Source organism: Paenibacillus sp. JL3B1040, from assembly GCF_057063165.1.
On sequence record NZ_CM169317.1, the window covers coordinates 1,611,958 to 1,629,086 of the forward strand.

Consider the following 17,129-nt stretch of genomic DNA (forward strand, 5'->3'; position numbering starts at 1 on the left):
CCCCCTGAAATGATGTATTTTTTACAACAATCACGCGCGGAGAAGTAACTCGACGTTATATGAGCGGAAGCGGGCCAGGATGTATAGAATTGGACGGATGTGGAAAACCTTTCGGATAAGGGGGAGGTTTTAACATGCGCCAATTTATTTTCTGGCAAAAGATAGGCAGACGCGGTTTGCTTGCGGCACTGCTCGTATTTACGATGGCGGCGGACCTGCCGTCCAGCGGCATTCATCCGCAGCACTTGAACGCAAACCGGCAATACCGGAATTTCGCGGAATGGCTGGAGCTGAAGCAAACGCAACAACTGCAGGCGGAAAGAGCGGCCTGGCAAATCCACGATCAGCGGGTCATCAGGATGAACCCGGAACATAAACAGGCCCAGCCTGAACGCAAGAAAAAAACGGTGGAAACGGTCAAGGTGCTGGCGACGGGCTATACGGCCGGCTACGAATCCACCGGGAAGAAGCCGAACCATCCGCAATACGGCATTACGTATTCGGGCGTGAAGGTGCGGCGCGACAAAGACACCGTCTCAACGATCGCGGCCGATTTGAAGATTTTTCCGCTCGGCACGATCCTCTACATTCCGGGCTACGGTTACGGGGTTGTCGCCGATAAAGGCTCGGCCATCCGCGGCCATAAAATCGACCTTTATTTCGATACGATCAAGCAGGTATATAAGGAATGGGGGAAGAAAGAGGTCGAGGTCCAGGTCGTCCGCAAAGGAGACGGCAAGCTGACCGAAGCGATGCTGAAGGAGCTTGGCAAAGTGATGGAAGCGAGCAAGGAAATCCCCGAAAATCTGTGGGATAAAGCGATTTGAACGAACTTCGTCCTTGCTTTTCGCATAAATCGTCTTCCCGGTTCGCATAATAAGCTACGTGGTCAACATAAGAGGGCCACGTAAAACGCCGGCGATTCACGATCAGGCGTATGCGAGAGGGAGGTGAAATTCATGGCAAATCAAAAGAAAGCCGCTTCTCCGGGTTATAAAACACCTAACGAGAAGTTTAACGAGGAATTTGCTGAGGAAAGCACGGCAACCGTTGCTCAAAAAGCGAAAGCTTCCCGCAATGCAACGACTTCTGTGAACAAACAACAATAATGATAGCGTGAAAAGCAAAGGGCGTCCCTCGGAGGGCGCTCTTTTTACATAAATCCCCAGACGCCTCGGTCCCGGGACGGAGCTCACTTTCCATCCCGCGGCGCTGTTCACCGGCTCCGGCTTCAGGTAAACTGACATTAGTAAGAGGCAGTTCACTGGAGGTAGCGAGATGAGAAACGGCTTATTTGGAAGATTTATCGGCGGGATGATGCTGATCGGAATCGGGGGAATCTTTCTTCTGAACCAGCTTGGGGTGACCAATTTCAGCATCGGCGAGATGTTCTCGATGTACTGGCCCGTGTTTTTAATTTTGGGGGGATTGGTGAACCTGAGCAACGGCGGCTGGCGGGGAGGAAACTTTGTCGGCAGTGCCATATTGATTTTGATCGGCGGCTATTTTCTGGGCCGCAATCTGGATTTGATCTTTTTGAGTCCCAGCGAATTTTTCCAGTTCTTCTTTCCGATGATGCTAATTATCGGCGGGGTGTATGTATTGTTCAAGCCGCGTGATCGGCATCGGCGCAAGCGGCATGGGGATTTCCCGCCGCCGCCACCGATGCCGCCAATGGATCCGCCGCCCCCTCCACCGACGTTCCATCCGGAGATGGAGTCGCCGCTCGATTCGATTTTCGGTTCGATGGAGAAGGAACAGGAGAAGGAACAAGGGCCAAAACAGGAAAAATCGCGTTTTGAGCATCCCAAATTCGGGCATTTCCATGGGGGAAGCGTTCCGGGGGATCACGGAACGGTGATTCAGAAATCCGGGTTTATCGGTGATGTGCATTTGGGCCAGGATTATTTTCAACTGAAACCGATGAATATTTCGCATTTTATCGGCGATACGATCATTGACCTGACCAAGGCGCAGATTCCTTACGGGGAAACGAAAATCAACGTATCGTCGTTTATCGGCGACGTCAAGGTGTTCGTACCCGACGATATGGATATCGGCATCGTGGCCACCTCGAGCGCTTTCATCGGCGACTTGAAAGTGCTGACGCAGAAGCAGGGCGGATTCATGACCAGCGTCACGGCCGAATCTCCGTATTACGGGGAAGCAAGCAAACGCGTGAAGCTGATCGTCAGCGTGTTTGTGGGCGACGTCAAGGTCAACATGGTAGGTTGACACCATGATCGTGCAGCGGATATTGAAAAATACGAAGTGGGAGCTGTTGTGTTACTTTTTGCTCACCGGCAGCTTATCGGCGATTGCCTTCTATATCGGAACCACGACCGGCGTGATCGTTGTCAGCGATCCGTGGATGTGGATTTACGATATCGCGGGCGTCGTCGTTTTGGCGCTGATTATCGGCTATATCGCCGGTCGGCGCATTCAGGGAAAGATCGATCATTTGCACCTGAACATGCTGCAGGTCGCCAAAGGCAATTTATCGGTACGGATGCCGGAAACGGCGGATCAGATGTTTAACGGGTTGTACCAGGAATTCAACAACATGATCGATGCGATGGAGAAAAAAATGCAGCTGTTGCAGCAGCTCGGCGAGCAGGAAGTCGTCGAGAAGGAGCAGGCGGCGGAGAGAGCGGTGCTGGAGGAGCGCAGGCGGCTGGCCCGCGATTTGCACGACACCGTCAGCCAGCAGCTGTTCGCCATCCATATGGCGGCTTCCTCCTTGCCGAAGGTGCTGGAGATCAATGCGGCCCAGGCGGAGACAGTGCTGAATCAACTGATCCAGATGTCGAATACGGCGCAAAAACAGATGCGGGCGCTGATCGCGCAGTTGCGCCCGATGGAGCTGGTCGGCAAATCCTTGGCGGAGGCGCTGGACCAATGGTTTCCCGATTATTGCCGGCAAAACGGGCTGAAGGGAATCAAGGATATGGATATCCAGGGGGATATGTCTGAAGCCAAGGAGCATCAGCTGTTTCTGATCATCCAGGAAGCGATGGCGAATATCGTGAAGCATGCCGGCGCCGGCATGGTCAGCCTGTCGCTGCGGGAAGGCCCGCGCCAGGTTGTGCTCAGCATCAGCGATGACGGACAAGGCTTCAGCAGTACGTATCAGAAGCAGGGCTCCTACGGTTTGACGACGATGAAGGAGCGGGCCGAGAAGCTGGGCGGCAACGTGGAAATCATCAGCAAACCGGGCGCGGGAACGACGATTCGGGTGCATATTCCGAAGTTCGAGGAAAGTAAAGGGGAGGCCGCGAATGAGCAAAATCAAGGTGATGATCGTCGACGACCATGACATGGTGCGAATGGGATTAAAGACGTATTTGATGCTGGATCCGGGGTTCGAGGTAATCGCCGAGGCCGGGGACGGACTCGAGGCGGTGAAGGCATTGGAACGGGGGGTTCCGGAGGGGCCGCCCGATATCATTCTAATGGATTTGATGATGCCGAACATGAATGGGGCCGAAGCGACCAAGGAGGTATTGAGCCGGTTCCCCGCAGTGAAAATCGTGATTTTAACCAGCTTTTTGGAGGATGATCTCGTGGTTCAGGCGATTGAGGCCGGTGCAGTCAGCTACGTACTCAAGACGGTCTCCGCCGAAGAGCTGATTTACGCGCTTCAAGGCGCGTTTCGCGGCATGCCGGTCATGACGGGCGATGTGGCTCAGGCGCTTACGCGCGGCCTCCGTCAGCGGACCCTACAAGGCGACGATTCGGGGATGACCGAGCGAGAGAAGGAAGTGCTGCTCTTGATCGCGGAAGGCAAAAGCAACAAGGACATCGCCGAGGAACTGCATATCAGCATTAAGACGGTCAAAACGCATGTCAGCAATCTGCTGATGAAATGCGAGCTGGAGGACCGCACGCAGTTGGCGATCTATGCCCACCGGCAAGGCTGGGTGGCCCGTTCGTAGGCGGAACTAAGGAACTCTAGCTTTTATCTCCTTTTTAATTGTTTTTAATGTACGTTTAAGGTTTCTGGTACAGAATAAAAACAAGAAAACAAGTTACCCCTGAATCATGCAGGGGAAGGAGGTCATTCATCCCATGGACGATCAGAAAAATAAACCGGGCCAACCTTTTGAAGACGACGCGAACGAACCCAAACATCAAGAATCTTCGGAATCGGGCTCTTCCTATTATTACTCTTACGGACCTTTTCAATCCTATGGAAAAACAAACGAGGGACTGGGTCAAAGCGCGGACTACGAACGCAGCCAGCCCGAAGATGTGGAAGTGACGAGACCGCAGCCGCTGAAGCCGTTCCCTTCAAATTACGACTCGGTGCGCAGCATGACCGAACCTTCCGGCGGTTCCAACGGAGATGGGCACGGCAGCTTGCCGGCAGCCAAAAGCGGCAATTGGCAGTACAACAGCAAACCGCCGAGAAAATCCTCGGTCCGTTCGGTCATCGCCGGTGTATTGGCCGGGATGCTGATCATGGCCGGAGCGATGGTCTTTGCGGACCGCACCAACCTGTTTACGTCGGATCAAGCGGCTTCCGCTTCGTTGCCGGCATCGGGAAGCGCATCCGGCAGCAACGGCACGGAATCGACCGGCAACGCGACAAACGTATTGTACCCGGTAACGGATGCGGGCGACGTAACCAAGGTCGTCAACCAAGCCGGACCGGCCGTCGTAAAAATCGAAACGCTGACGGATGCCAGCAAGCAAAGAAGCAGCAACCCGTACAGCAGCGATCCGTTTTACCGCTACTTCTTCGGCGATGACGCGTTTGGCTTCGGGGATGGTGGCGGCAGCAGCAACGGCGGTTCTTCTTCCGGTTCCAACCAACTGGTGCCGACGGGCATCGGCTCCGGGTTTGTTTTTGATAAAGCCGGCTATATTTTAACGAACGAACACGTGGTTCACAATGCCGACGTGGTGCAGGTCACGGTGCAGGGGACGGAGAAGCCCTTTGAAGCGAAGGTGCTGGGCAAGAGCTACGAGCTTGACCTGGCCGTCCTGAAAATCGATGGCGACGGCAACTTCCCGTCGATCCCGTTGGGCGATTCCGACAAGGCTCAAGTTGGCGAATGGCTTGTAGCGATCGGCAACCCGAAGGGCTTTGACCATACGGTCACGGCCGGGGTGCTGAGTGCAAAGGAACGCGGAGGCATTACGATTCCCGGGGAAAACGGAGAAAAAGACCGGGAGTACGAGCATCTGCTGCAAACTGACGCTTCGATCAACCCGGGGAATTCCGGCGGTCCATTGTTGAATCTAAAAGGCGAAGTGATCGGGATTAACGTGGCCGTAAGCTCCGATTCGCAAGGCATCGGGTTTGCGATCCCGACCAGCACGATTACCGAAGTGCTCGATAAACTGAAAAACAATGAGAAAATCCCGCAAAAACCGGTACCGTTCATCGGTGCTACACTAATGACGATGACCGCTGAAGTCGCGAAACAGATGGATACCGATGTGACGGACGGTTCACTGGTTACCAATATCCAATTTAAATCACCTGCTTATGCGGCCGACCTTCGTCCTTACGATATTATCACCGGAGCGAACGGCACCAAATTCTCCACCAAGGAGAAATTGATCGAATTCATTCAGAAGCAGCAGGTTGGTACGAAAGTGACGCTGAATGTCGTACGTAACGGCAAAAACATCGATCTTGAAGTCACGATCGGCGACAAAAACGAATACAACGTGGAATAATCCGCACTGTGCAGACCGGAAACAACGGGCGACAAAGGCGGCAGGAAGAGCCTGCCGCCTTTTTGACATCGGATGCGGGGAAGCCGTCCGTTTTGGTACAATGGAGACAGTGGAGCTTGCCTAAGCAAGCAGGGCAAAGGAGAGATTGTTCGTGAGATCGGCAATTTTGGTCATAGATGATGATGAGAAAATCACGTCGATGCTGCGGCGCGGCCTGGCGTTCGAGGGGTACGACGTTTTTACGGCCCAGAACGGGGCGGAAGGACTGTCAATGATGATGAGCGCCGACCCGGATCTGATCATTTTGGACGTGATGATGCCAAAAGTAGACGGGTTTGAGGTGTGCCGTCGATTGCGCGAAGGCGGAAGCACCGTGCCGGTGCTGATGCTGACCGCCAAGGACGAGGTCGAGAACCGGGTGAAGGGTCTGGATCTGGGCGCGGACGATTACCTGGTCAAACCGTTTGCTCTCGAGGAGCTGCTGGCTCGGGTGCGGGCGTTGCTTCGGCGCAAGGATGCCGCGGGGGACGCGGGCAGCCAACGCCTCTTGTTCGAAGACATCGTCATGGATCTCGATTCCCGCGAGGTCACGCGGTCCGGGCAGCGGTTGGAGCTGACGGCCAAGGAATTCGAACTGCTCCACCTGTTCATGCAAAATCCAAAACGGCTGCTCACCCGCGATTTGATCATGGACAAAATTTGGGGTTACGACTACAGCGGGGAATCGAACGTGCTGGAGGTTTATATTGCCATGCTCCGACAAAAGACGGAGGAGCACGGCGGCAAGCGCGTCATTCAAACGATACGCGGGGCCGGTTATATCCTGAGAGGAGAGGCTTAAGCATGTCGATCCGGCTGCGGCTGACTGCTTGGTACACCGGGATTCTGGCCGTGACGCTGATCCTGTTCAGCGCTTCGATCTATGGGCTTGTCAGTTACAACACGTATATGGAAGTGAGAAATCGGTTGGAGGATCAGGCCAACCGGATCAAAAACTCCCAAAGTTACAGTATCACACAAGGATTGGATTTTTATCTGGATCCGAAGCAGGCGAACCGTCTGGAAGACGCCCAGTTGTTCGTGCAGATCCATAATTATACGGACGGCCACACGCGTTATTCGCAAAATTTGCTGAATTGGAATATGAAGTTTCCGATTCCCAACGGCGATTCGGTTAGCAAGATCGCGGGGTTCAAGAGGGTTCAGCTCTATAATCAATCGTTTTTGCTGTACCAGCTCCCGATCACGCTGGACAACAATTTGATCGGCTTGATCCAGCTTGCGGCCTATACCGGTGCCGAAGACAAGTTGATGAAGCGGATGAGCACGGTCTTAATGTTTGGCTCGACCATCACCATTTTAGCGGCCAGTTCGCTGGGCCTCTTTCTTGCTCGCAAATCGATGGCCCCGATCGGCAAGGTGATCGAAGCGACAAACGGAATCCAGACCAGCAACGACCTAAGCGTGCGGATCGACTACGAGGGGCCAAACGATGAAATCGGCCAATTGATCGGTACCGTCAACAACATGCTGGCCCGAACCGAAGGATTCTATAAAGAGCTGGAAGAAGCTTATTCCGCCCAGCGCCGTTTTGTTTCGGACGCCTCCCACGAACTGCGAACGCCGCTCACGACGATACGGGGCAACGTAGATTTGTTGAAGCGCATGTGGACCCAGGACGAAGCGCGGCGCAATGCCGGCGAGGAGGAGCAGGTGCGCAGATTCTCGCTGGAGGCGGTAAGCGATATTGCCGCAGAGTCCGAACGCATGAGCCGGCTCGTGAACGATATGCTGTCGCTGGCCCGGGCCGATGCCGGGCAGACATTGACGAAAGAGCCGCTTCCGCTGGCGCCGGTTGTGGAGGAAGTAGTTCGCCGGGCGCAATTTCTCCCGCGCAATGCGGAGTGGGTCCAGGGAGATTTGCAGGCGCTCAACGGGGTGACTGTCAACGGAAGCAGGGATTATCTGCAGCAAATGTTGTTTATTTTCATAGAAAATGCGTTCAAATATACCGAGCGGGGCAGCGTTACGATCGATGCTATTCAATCCGGAGGGCAGATCGGTATCCGTATCGCCGATACGGGGATCGGGATGGACCGCAGCGAGGTCCCGCATATTTTCGAGCGTTTCTATCGGGCCGATCCATCGCGCGGGGTCATTCAAGGGACCGGGCTGGGGTTATCCATCGCCAAGTGGATTATCGACGAGCATGAGGGTTCCGTGGAGGTGTTAACCAAGCTTGGGGAAGGGACGACTTTTATCATCTGGCTGCCCGCTGTCTTTATCGCCCTTCCGGAATAGTTTATAATAGAGAGGCTCCCCTCCGTCAGGAAATCCGGGGGACAAGAAAGCAGGGATACGACTCATGGAAGTCATTAAAATTTCACCGCGCGGTTACTGCTACGGCGTTGTGGACGCGATGGTTCTGGCCCGGCAAGCGGCTCAGAACCTCGATTTGCCGCGGCCGATTTATATACTCGGCATGATTGTGCACAACAGTCATGTCACGAATTCGTTCGAGGACGAAGGGATTATCACGCTGGATGGCCCGAACCGTCTTGAGATCTTGAGCAAGGTGGAGAGCGGCACGGTCATTTTCACGGCCCACGGCGTATCGCCGGAGGTCCGCAAGCTGGCCCGCGACAAAGGGCTGACGACGGTGGATGCCACTTGCCCGGACGTGACCAAAACCCATGTGCTGATCGAAGAGAAGGTCGCCGAAGGATACGAGGTGATCTACATCGGGAAGAAAGGGCATCCCGAGCCGGAAGGCGCGGTGGGCGTCGCTCCGGGCAAGGTGCATTTGATCGAGAAGGAAGAAGAGATCGAACAGCTGAGTCTCACGGCGGGCCAAATCGTCATTACCAACCAAACGACGATGAGCCAGTGGGATATCAAGCATATTATGAAAAAACTGCTGGAGAAATATCCGGGGGCCGAGGTGCACAACGAGATTTGCCTGGCGACCCAATTGCGCCAGCAGGCGGTTGCGGAACAAGCCGGCCAGGCGGACCTCGTGATCGTCGTCGGCGATCCCCGGAGCAACAACTCCAACCGGCTGGCCCAGGTGTCGGAGGAGATTGCCGGAGTGAAGGCATTCCGGATCGCGGATGTTACGGAACTGAAGCGCGAATGGCTGGATGGCGTCCGTAAAGTAGCGGTGACATCGGGCGCATCGACGCCGACGCCGATCACGAAGGAGGTTATTCAATACCTCGAGCAATACGACCCGGAAGATCCGGCAACCTGGGAAATCGTACGAACGGTCAATCCGGCGAAGCTGCTGCCTCCGGTCAAAGTCGGAGCCAAAAGTAAAGGGGATTAAATTTCCAACATTTGCGGGGTCCCAGAGGAAACGATTCATGTTATACTCGTTGTAGAAAGGTTACAAAAATGTAACCATGTTAACCACTACAACTAAGGAGATGACATGATGAAATCGAATCGAATGAAGCGATGGATAACGGGCGGATTAACCGCAATGTTGGTTGCGGCGGTCATGGTGCCGGCTTCGGCTTCGGCAGCCTCGAATAAGGCAAATTATAAAACTTATACGACCTATAAGACTTATACAATTAACGGCACGAACACTTGGACGAACTACTTTACGATTCCGTGGTATCAATACTATCAACCGCAGCAACCGGTACAAAGCGGCAGCCAAGGCACGACGGGCGGCCAGACGCAGACCGGAACGACGCAGGGAACAAAGCAAGGAACGACGCAGGGAACCACGCAGACCGGCAATACGCAAAATGCAACGACCGACAAGTCGCAGTTTGCGACCCAGGTCATTACGCTGGTGAACCAAGAGCGTGCGAAGCAAGGTCTCAAGCCGCTTACCGGTGACGCAGCGCTGAACAACATGGCTTTGGCCAAAGCGCAGGATATGAGCCAGAACAACTACTTCAGCCACACGTCCCCAACGTACGGTTCGCCGTTCGACATGATGACGAAGTTCGGCATCAAGTACAGTTACGCGGGCGAGAACATCGCCATGGGGCAAAAAACGCCAGCGGAGGTCGTCACCGCCTGGATGAACAGCGAAGGCCACCGCGCCAACATTTTGAACGCGAACTACAACCTGATCGGCGTCGGTTACTATAACGGCTATTGGGCGCAAGAGTTCGTTGGAAGATAAGCGGTTAAACGTAAGGCCGGAGAGCACTCGTCTCCGGTCTTTTTACATGTTCGCCGCGAAACAACGGGGCTTGTGAACGCCTCAGGCTCCTTTTCACGATGATCCCTTTTAGTCAGGAAGCGATGGGAGGCGTGCACAGGATAACGGATTGCACCCGCCATGCTACCACAACTTGTCTCTTTGCCCTAAGTCCGTCTCACACGTCCTTCCGAACCTCGCCGTACTTTCAGCAATTAACGCCGAGCTTGCTCATTCTTTTGCTGTCTGACTAAACGGGATAATCGTGACAAGCGTAACAAGCCTTTGACCAAGGCGGGTTGACTCGAGCGTTGCGTTCATTCCGCGCTCGCCTAGATCTAATGGGGACACCAGATCTATTAGGGTTGACGGAAGAGGCAAAATCAGCTATAGTTGCTTTAATGGATAAAAGCTTAAAAGCACACAAGCGTTCAAGCGAAATAGTGCATGTACATTCGAATATTGGTTTTTAGCCCGTAGACGAATCGTTTTATGAAGAAAGGATGGAATCGGAATGATCGTTATTACGTCTAATCAAACGCCCGAGGAGCGCGTTCAGGAAATTATCGCCGTGATTGAAAAGGAAGGCTTGCAGACCCATGTTTCCCGCGGGAAGGACCGGACTGTCATCGGATTGATCGGCTCGATCGAACCGAAACTCGCCGAACATCTTCGCCAAATGAAGGACGTCGAGAATGTGATTAAAATTTCCAAGTCCTACAAATTGGCCAGCCGGGATTTTCATCCGGAAGATACGGTGATTACGATCGGCGACGTTACGATCGGCGGCGGCGAGCTGGTCGTTATGGGCGGCCCCTGCGCGGTGGAATCGCCGGAGCAAATCGACGAGATCGCCCGTTTGGTGAAGGCGGCCGGCGGCCAGGTGTTGCGCGGCGGCGCGTTTAAGCCCCGTACGGGCCCGTACAGCTTCCAGGGGATCGGCGTGGAGGGTCTTATCATGATGGCGGAGGCGGGCAAGAAGCACGGGCTGCTGACCATTACGGAGGTCATGACGCCGGAGTACGTGGATGTGTGCGCCGAATACGCCGACATCCTACAGGTCGGAACACGCAACATGCAGAACTTTGATTTGCTGCGCAAGCTGGGTACCTGCAACAAGCCGGTGCTGCTGAAACGCGGCTTTAGCGCCACCTACGACGAGTTCTTGAACGCGGCTGAATATATCCTCGCGGGAGGCAATCCGAACGTGATGCTGTGCGAGCGGGGGATTCGCACGTTCGAGACATACACGCGCAATACGCTGGATCTGTCGGCGATTCCGGTACTGCAGGGCTTGAGCCACCTGCCGGTCATCTCCGACCCGAGCCATGGCACGGGCCGCCGCGAGCTCGTGGAGCCGATGACGAAAGCGTCCGTGGCCGCCGGTGCGGACGGACTGATCATCGAAATGCACACCGATCCGGACAACTCGATGACCGGCGATGGCGTGCAATCTTTGTTCCCTGACCAATTCGCCGCTTTGCTGCAAGATTTGGAGAAATTGGCGCCGCTTGTCGGCAAACGCTTCGATACCCCGAAAGCCGCACTTCACGTGTGAGATAAGCAGACCCAAAGCCCATTCGCTATACGGCGAGTGGGCTTTTATACTATTTGTCGATTAATTTGTACTATGCGTAATAATACCTTATATCCGATGTAAAAATACCTTACATAAGTATTGACGACTTCGCCTCCATAGTCCTATAATGACGACATAATCATACTAAAGGATGAACGTTAAACGCAAAAAAGAGATTTAATGTTCGTGATTTGGGGAGGAAAGAGTATGTCAGCAGAGATCGTTTTAAAAACAATCAAGGAAAAACAAATCGAATGGGTGGATTTTCGCTTTGTGGATCTATCCGGGCGGGCACATCATATTACGCTTCCGGCTAAAGAAGTGAATGAGGAAACTTTCGTGAACGGCGTTGCTTTCGACGGATCTTCGATCCCCGGGTTCCGCGGCATCGAAGAATCCGACATGGTCATGATGCCGGACCATGGTTCCGTATTCGTCGATCCGTTTACCGCACATCCGACGTTAAACGTGTTTTGCGATATTTATACGCCGGACGGCGACCGTTATGAGCGCGATCCGCGCAGCGTGGCGGTGCGTGCGGAAGAATACCTGAAGCAAAGCGGCGTAGGCACGGCGGCATTTTTTGCGCCGGAGTCCGAATTCTTTATTTTCGATGACGTCCGTTACGAGAACGGGATGAACAAAACGTTCTACTCGGTTGATTCCGAGGAAGCCATCTGGAACACGGGACGTGCGGAGGAAGGCGGCAACCTGGGTTACAAAGTGCCGGTTAAAGGCGGCTATGTACCGGTTGCGCCAACCGACAAGCAGCAGGACATCCGCAGCGAAATGTGCCGCTTGCTTGAAGAAGCCGGCATTCGCGTGGAACGTCACCACCATGAGGTAGCCACCTCCGGTCAAGCGGAGATCAACTTCCGTTTCGACACACTGCTGAAAACCGCCGATAATCTGATGGTCTACAAATACATCGTGCATAACACGGCCGCTCAATTTGGCAAAACGGCCACATTTATGCCGAAACCGCTGTTTGGCGACAACGGCAGCGGGATGCACGTGCACCAATCAATCTTCAATGGCGACACTCCGCTGTTCTATGAAAAAGGCGCTTATGCGAACCTGAGCGAAACGGCCTTGAACTATATCGGCGGCATCCTGTACCATGCTCCGGCGATCATCGCGTTTACGAATCCGAGCACGAACTCGTTTAAACGTCTGGTTCCCGGCTTCGAGGCTCCGGTTAACCTGGTCTATTCGAAAGGGAACCGCTCGGCGGCGGTCCGGATCCCGTTAGCTGCCGTAACGCCGAAGGGCTGCCGTATCGAATTCCGGACACCGGACTCTACGGCCAACCCGTATCTGGCCTTCTCCGCGATGCTGATGGCCGGCCTTGACGGCATCAAGAACAAGATCGATCCGGTGAAACTGGGCTACGGTCCGTTCGACAAGAACATCTATGAGCTGTCCGACGAAGAGAAAGCGACAATCCGCAGCGTTCCGGGTTCCCTGGACGAAGCGCTGAACGCTTTGGAAAGCGACTATGAATTCCTGACCCAAGGCGGCGTATTCACGAAGGCGTTTATCGACAACTTCGTGGAAATGAAGCGCGCCGAAGCCAGAGCCGTTGCGGTTCGAGTGCATCCTTACGAATTTGGCCTTTATTACGATCTGTAAGCCGAATAAGCCATCCTACGACAGCTCCCCATCCGACGGATAGGGAGCTTTTTTTGCGCTTATTTATACGTCTCTGCTGCCGCACGATGCTCGTACGACCAGCTCCGGCTCGACGACCACGGAACTGGCTTGCGACTGGTTATGGATCAGGTCAAAGAGCAGAGAGGCGGCCAGACGCCCGAGCTTTTCTTTATTTTGGCGGATGGTCGTGAGTGCCGGGCTGACGTATCTGCAGGCCTCGATATCATCGCAGCCGATCAGGGCAACCTCTTCGGGAACGCGCCGCCCGTGTTCCCGAAGCGCCCGCATGGCCCCGATGGCAAGCAAATCGGAGGCGGCAAAGATCGCCCGAGGCAAGGAGCCGGCGCGGATCATCCGGGTCATGGCCTCGTAACCGCTGGCCTCGTAGAAGCTATCGCCGCCGGTGAACCATTCTTCCCGAATGGGGATTCCGTAGCTTTCCAAGGCTTTCCGGTACCCTCGTTCCCGCTGACTGGAGATGTCCGATTCCATCGCGCTGCCGATATAACCAAGCTCCCGATAACCCAGCAGGTAGAAGTGCTCTACCGCTTTGGCCGACATGCTGGCATGATCCGACATGAGGTAGCCGGAGCTCCGGCCGCGCAGCGGAATATCAATGCCGATACAAGGAATCTCGCTCTGATCCAGCGCTTGGACCTCCGTTCCCACCTCCTGTCCGTTTACGATAAAGCATCCGGCCGTCAGGTGCTGGCGGCAACGGGATAAGTAATCGGCGTCCCCGCCGCGCTCCTGTTCCGGGTTTAGAAACAGCAAATCGTAACCGAACAGCCCCACCTGTTTCTGAAATGCGTTGAGCACTTCCGCAAAAAAAGGATGGGCAAAATCCGCATGCCGTTTGCCGGCAAAGACGATTCCGATGACCGGGGTTTGCTTCTTGGCCAGGGCCTTTGCCGTATGGGCGGGAATATATCCGGTTTGCCGCATGACCTCAAGCACCTTGGTACGGGTTTCCTCCGAGATATCGCTATAATTATGGACGATTTTGGATACGGTGGCTACGGATACGCCGGCTAATTCGGCGATACGCTTCATATTCATGGTTTTCGCCTTCCTCCTCTCATAACGAAAATATTTTCGTAAATCAGCATAGTCAAATTTCACGGCATCGTCAAGAACGAACGAACAAGATGAGCCGTAATCCTTTACAAACCAAGAGATAGGAAGGATAATAAGTATGTCGAAACCGGTTTCGAATCACTGTCCGAAATAGGTTCTGATTTTAATGGGTTCAGATTTCCGAAAATTTTCGGGATATATTAATGCGATGGAAAGGAAGTGGGTATTATGGCGACAAGCGGTTGGAGATTTCATGGGAAGGAGGGCGTGTTTCGGCTCGAACAGCCCGAGTTGAGCAGTTATTTGTATTTTCCTTTGGTGAACGAAGCCGGAATGATGTCCTCGGTGTCTCCAAACCTGCACGGGCAAGCGACCACGGGGCATAATTCGTTTCTGCTGGAGCCGATCTCGGTGGAGAGTCTGCACAATTCCAAAGCGGCGCGGAATTTTTGGGTCTGCCTCGACGGGTACGGGGCCTGGTCCGCAACCGGAAATTCGGCACGGCAGAACGCAGCGTTATTTTCGGAGGAGAAAGAGAAAACTTCGCTGGAAGCGGGTTTTTTATGGCATAAGACGACCCGGGAGAACCGCCGCCTGAACCTGCGGGCGGAAACGACCAGCTTTGTCCCCGTTACGAACGATCAAATCGAACTGATGAAAGTTCGGCTGACCAATATCGGGAACACGGAATTGACCTTCACGCCGACGGCCGCGATTCCGCTGTATGCGCGTTCGGCTGACGACCTGCGGGATCACCGGCATGTCACGTCCTTGCTCCACCGGATTTATACCTCCGTTCACGGTGTAGAGGTTCAACCGTCGCTGTCGTTCGACGAGCGGGGGCATCGCGTCAATCAAACGGCGTATGGCGTATTTGGCGCCGCGCAGGATGGGAAGGCCCCGATCGGCTTCTTCCCGGTGACCGAGGATTTCATCGGAGAGGGCGGAGCCTTGGACTGGCCGCAGGCCGTCGTCGCGAATCGCGGGCCGGACGCGTATGCAGGGGCCGAAGCCGAGGGGTACGAAGCGGTGGGGGCGCTGCGGTTCGATACGGTCCGGTTAGCCCCGGCGGCTTCGGTGTCTTACGTCGTCGCCATGATGATCGCGGATGACCGGATCGATACTTCGCGTGTCGCCGCCGCCTACTTGTCGGAACAACGATTTGACGAACTGCTGGAGCAAAACCGCGCTTACTGGTCGAGCAAGCTGGATGCACTCTCCTTTCATACCGGAGATGAGCAGCAGGACCTCTGGATGAAATGGGTCACGCTGCAGCCGATTTTGCGGCGGATGTACGGCAATTCATTTCTTCCGTATCACGACTACGGGCGCGGCGGACGGGGCTGGCGTGATCTATGGCAAGATTGCCTGGCGCTGCTGGTTATGGAGCCGGACGAGGTTGGTCATCTGTTGTACAACAACTACGCCGGCGTACGCATCGACGGGAGCAACGCGACGATTATCGGGTCGAAGCCGGGCGAATTTATCGCCGACCGCAACAATATCCCGCGGGTATGGATGGACCATGGGGCCTGGCCGCTGCTGACGACGTTATTGTATATCCATCAAAGCGGTGATCTTGGATTTTTGCTGAAGCCGCAGACGTATTTCCGCGACATTTTCACCAAACGATGCCGGGAACGCGATCATTCCTGGACGCCGGAACAGGGGAACAAGCTGTTGTCGGACGACGGCCGCATTTACGAAGGGACGATCCTGGAGCATATATTGCTGCAAAATATCGTGCCGTTCTTTAACGTAGGGGAAAACGGCAATATCAAATTGGAAGGCGCGGACTGGAACGACGGCCTGGATCTGGCTCCGGCACGCGGGGAGAGCGTGGCATTTACGGCGTTTTATGCCAGCAATTTGCTGGAGCTCTCCGAGCTGATCGCCCGATTGGAGCAAGCGCCGGGCGGAACGGACACCATCGAGCTCGCCGAAGAGATCGCCGTGCTGCTCGATAGTCTAAGCGCCCCGGTGAACTATGACAGCATCCCGGCCAAACAGGAGCTGCTTACCCGTTATTTCGATTCCGTCGTCCCGGCCGTCAGCGGGCGGAAGCGCAAGCTAAGCGTTCGGCAGGTGTCCGAGGATCTTCGGCGGAAGGCCGATTGGGCGTTTGCCCATTTGCGGAAGCAGGAGTGGATTCGCAGCGCGGAAGGGTTCGAGTGGTTTAATGGATATTACAACAACGATGCCAAGCGAGTCGAAGGGGATTATCCGAACGGGGTGCGTATGACGTTGACCGGGCAAGTGTTTACGATTATGGGCGGTATTGCCACCGAGGAGCAGGTCGGCAAAATCACGGCCGCGGTGGACCGGTATCTGAAGGATGAGCAAATCGGTTACCGCCTGAATTCGCGGTTCGGCGAAATTCAACAGAACCTGGGGCGGGCGTTCGGATTTGCCTTCGGCCATAAAGAAAACGGAGCGATGTTCAGCCACATGACGGTAATGTACGCCAACGCCCTGTACAAACGCGGATTCGTCCAAGCCGGAAAGCAAGTACTGGATTCCGTCTACCGGCTGTCCGCCGATTTCGAACGCAGCCGGATGTATCCGGGCATTCCGGAATATATTAACGAACGGGGCCGCGGCATGTATACTTATTTAACGGGATCGGCCAGTTGGCTGCTGCTGACGCTGCTGACGGAGGTATACGGGGTGAAAGGCGATTACGGCGATCTGCGCCTGGAACCGAAGCTGACCTTGGATCAGTTCGATCGCGAGGGCGAAGCGTCCGTGATCACCGGCTTTGCCGGACGCCAGTTGCAGATCGTGTATCGAAACTTGCAGCAAGCGGACTACGGAGCGTATCGGATCGAACAAGTCACCCTGAACGGGGGCTCGCTTGATTGCAATCTTGTTCGCGAGGGTTGCCTCATCCCGCGTCAGGCGATCGAGACGCTGCCGACAGGAACCGTACACCGCATAGAAATCACGCTGAAAGCGTGACGGATGGGAAGGGAA

Annotated in this window: 14 protein-coding genes; 13 read left to right on the top strand and 1 reads right to left on the bottom strand. The window is 54.8% G+C overall.

All coding sequences use genetic code 11. The features are described 5' to 3' along the window. Positions 1-134 precede the first annotated feature (134 nt). The 12 genes from ACZF99_RS07135 to glnA all read left to right on the top strand — a co-directional run bounded on the left by ACZF99_RS07135 (position 135) and on the right by glnA (position 13,058). The gene (locus ACZF99_RS07135; protein ID WP_483610314.1) at positions 135-827 is read left to right on the top strand and encodes a 3D domain-containing protein; all 693 of its coding nucleotides are present in this window, start codon (positions 135-137) and stop codon (positions 825-827) included. Positions 828-959: 132 nt separating this feature from the next. Further along, positions 960-1,109, top strand: coding sequence for a hypothetical protein (locus ACZF99_RS07140; protein WP_198136242.1), 150 nt, complete (start codon positions 960-962; stop codon positions 1,107-1,109). Between the two features lie 169 nt (positions 1,110-1,278). Then, the gene (gene liaF / locus ACZF99_RS07145) at positions 1,279-2,235 is read left to right on the top strand and encodes a cell wall-active antibiotics response protein LiaF (protein WP_483610316.1); all 957 of its coding nucleotides are present in this window, start codon (positions 1,279-1,281) and stop codon (positions 2,233-2,235) included. A 4-nt stretch (positions 2,236-2,239) separates the two neighbouring features. Then, positions 2,240-3,316: a sensor histidine kinase gene (locus ACZF99_RS07150; RefSeq protein WP_483610318.1), complete on the top strand. Its 1,077-nt coding sequence runs from the start codon at positions 2,240-2,242 to the stop codon at positions 3,314-3,316. Then, entirely contained in the window at positions 3,279-3,935 is a 657-nt protein-coding gene (locus ACZF99_RS07155; RefSeq protein WP_483610320.1) for a response regulator, read from the top strand. The genes ACZF99_RS07150 and ACZF99_RS07155 overlap by 38 nt, the downstream gene beginning before the upstream one ends. A 133-nt stretch (positions 3,936-4,068) precedes the next feature. Further along, complete coding sequence (locus tag ACZF99_RS07160) at positions 4,069-5,688, top strand: S1C family serine protease (RefSeq protein WP_483610322.1); 1,620 nt, start codon at positions 4,069-4,071, stop codon at positions 5,686-5,688. A 151-nt stretch (positions 5,689-5,839) separates the two neighbouring features. Further along, a complete protein-coding gene (locus ACZF99_RS07165; protein ID WP_483610324.1) occupies positions 5,840-6,529 on the top strand; it encodes a response regulator transcription factor in 690 nt (229 codons plus the stop codon). A 2-nt stretch (positions 6,530-6,531) separates the two neighbouring features. Next, entirely contained in the window at positions 6,532-7,989 is a 1,458-nt protein-coding gene (locus tag ACZF99_RS07170) for a sensor histidine kinase (protein WP_483610326.1), read from the top strand. Positions 7,990-8,053: 64 nt separating this feature from the next. After that, complete coding sequence (locus tag ACZF99_RS07175; RefSeq protein ID WP_483610328.1) at positions 8,054-9,013, top strand: 4-hydroxy-3-methylbut-2-enyl diphosphate reductase; 960 nt, start codon at positions 8,054-8,056, stop codon at positions 9,011-9,013. 108 nt (positions 9,014-9,121) lie between these two features. Continuing rightward, positions 9,122-9,829 (top strand): CAP domain-containing protein, encoded by a 708-nt coding sequence (locus ACZF99_RS07180; protein ID WP_483610330.1) that lies wholly within the window; start codon positions 9,122-9,124, stop codon positions 9,827-9,829. A gap of 532 nt (positions 9,830-10,361) precedes the next feature. Further along, a complete protein-coding gene (aroF, locus tag ACZF99_RS07185) occupies positions 10,362-11,405 on the top strand; it encodes a 3-deoxy-7-phosphoheptulonate synthase (protein ID WP_483610332.1) in 1,044 nt (347 codons plus the stop codon). 228 nt (positions 11,406-11,633) lie between these two features. Next, positions 11,634-13,058 carry a type I glutamate--ammonia ligase gene (gene glnA / locus ACZF99_RS07190; protein ID WP_483610334.1) on the top strand — a complete coding sequence of 475 codons (1,425 nt, stop codon included), beginning with the start codon at positions 11,634-11,636 and terminating at the stop codon, positions 13,056-13,058. Between the two features lie 63 nt (positions 13,059-13,121). Here the strand turns inward: glnA and ACZF99_RS07195 are convergent, their stop codons facing one another. Beyond that, positions 13,122-14,138 carry a LacI family DNA-binding transcriptional regulator gene (locus ACZF99_RS07195; RefSeq protein ID WP_483610336.1) on the bottom strand — a complete coding sequence of 339 codons (1,017 nt, stop codon included), beginning with the start codon at positions 14,136-14,138 and terminating at the stop codon, positions 13,122-13,124. Positions 14,139-14,384: 246 nt separating this feature from the next. Here ACZF99_RS07195 and ACZF99_RS07200 point away from each other — a divergent pair, with 246 nt between their 5' ends. Further along, complete coding sequence (locus tag ACZF99_RS07200) at positions 14,385-17,114, top strand: GH36-type glycosyl hydrolase domain-containing protein (RefSeq protein WP_483610338.1); 2,730 nt, start codon at positions 14,385-14,387, stop codon at positions 17,112-17,114. Positions 17,115-17,129 lie beyond the last annotated feature (15 nt).

Bases quoted from the DNA above. Each gene is read 5' to 3' on its own strand.
- liaF (WP_483610316.1), top strand. From the start codon at position 1,279: ATGAGAAACGGCTTATTTGGAAGATTTATCGGCGGGATGATGCTGATC.
- ACZF99_RS07155 (WP_483610320.1), top strand. From the start codon at position 3,279: ATGAGCAAAATCAAGGTGATGATCGTCGACGACCATGACATGGTGCGA.
- ACZF99_RS07175 (WP_483610328.1), top strand. From the start codon at position 8,054: ATGGAAGTCATTAAAATTTCACCGCGCGGTTACTGCTACGGCGTTGTG.
- ACZF99_RS07180 (WP_483610330.1), top strand. From the start codon at position 9,122: ATGAAATCGAATCGAATGAAGCGATGGATAACGGGCGGATTAACCGCA.
- ACZF99_RS07170 (WP_483610326.1), top strand. From the start codon at position 6,532: ATGTCGATCCGGCTGCGGCTGACTGCTTGGTACACCGGGATTCTGGCC.
- glnA (WP_483610334.1), top strand. From the start codon at position 11,634: ATGTCAGCAGAGATCGTTTTAAAAACAATCAAGGAAAAACAAATCGAA.
- ACZF99_RS07195 (WP_483610336.1), bottom strand. From the start codon at position 14,138: ATGAATATGAAGCGTATCGCCGAATTAGCCGGCGTATCCGTAGCCACC.
- ACZF99_RS07200 (WP_483610338.1), top strand. From the start codon at position 14,385: ATGGCGACAAGCGGTTGGAGATTTCATGGGAAGGAGGGCGTGTTTCGG.
- ACZF99_RS07140 (WP_198136242.1), top strand. From the start codon at position 960: ATGGCAAATCAAAAGAAAGCCGCTTCTCCGGGTTATAAAACACCTAAC.
- ACZF99_RS07135 (WP_483610314.1), top strand. From the start codon at position 135: ATGCGCCAATTTATTTTCTGGCAAAAGATAGGCAGACGCGGTTTGCTT.
- ACZF99_RS07150 (WP_483610318.1), top strand. From the start codon at position 2,240: ATGATCGTGCAGCGGATATTGAAAAATACGAAGTGGGAGCTGTTGTGT.
- aroF (WP_483610332.1), top strand. From the start codon at position 10,362: ATGATCGTTATTACGTCTAATCAAACGCCCGAGGAGCGCGTTCAGGAA.
- ACZF99_RS07160 (WP_483610322.1), top strand. From the start codon at position 4,069: ATGGACGATCAGAAAAATAAACCGGGCCAACCTTTTGAAGACGACGCG.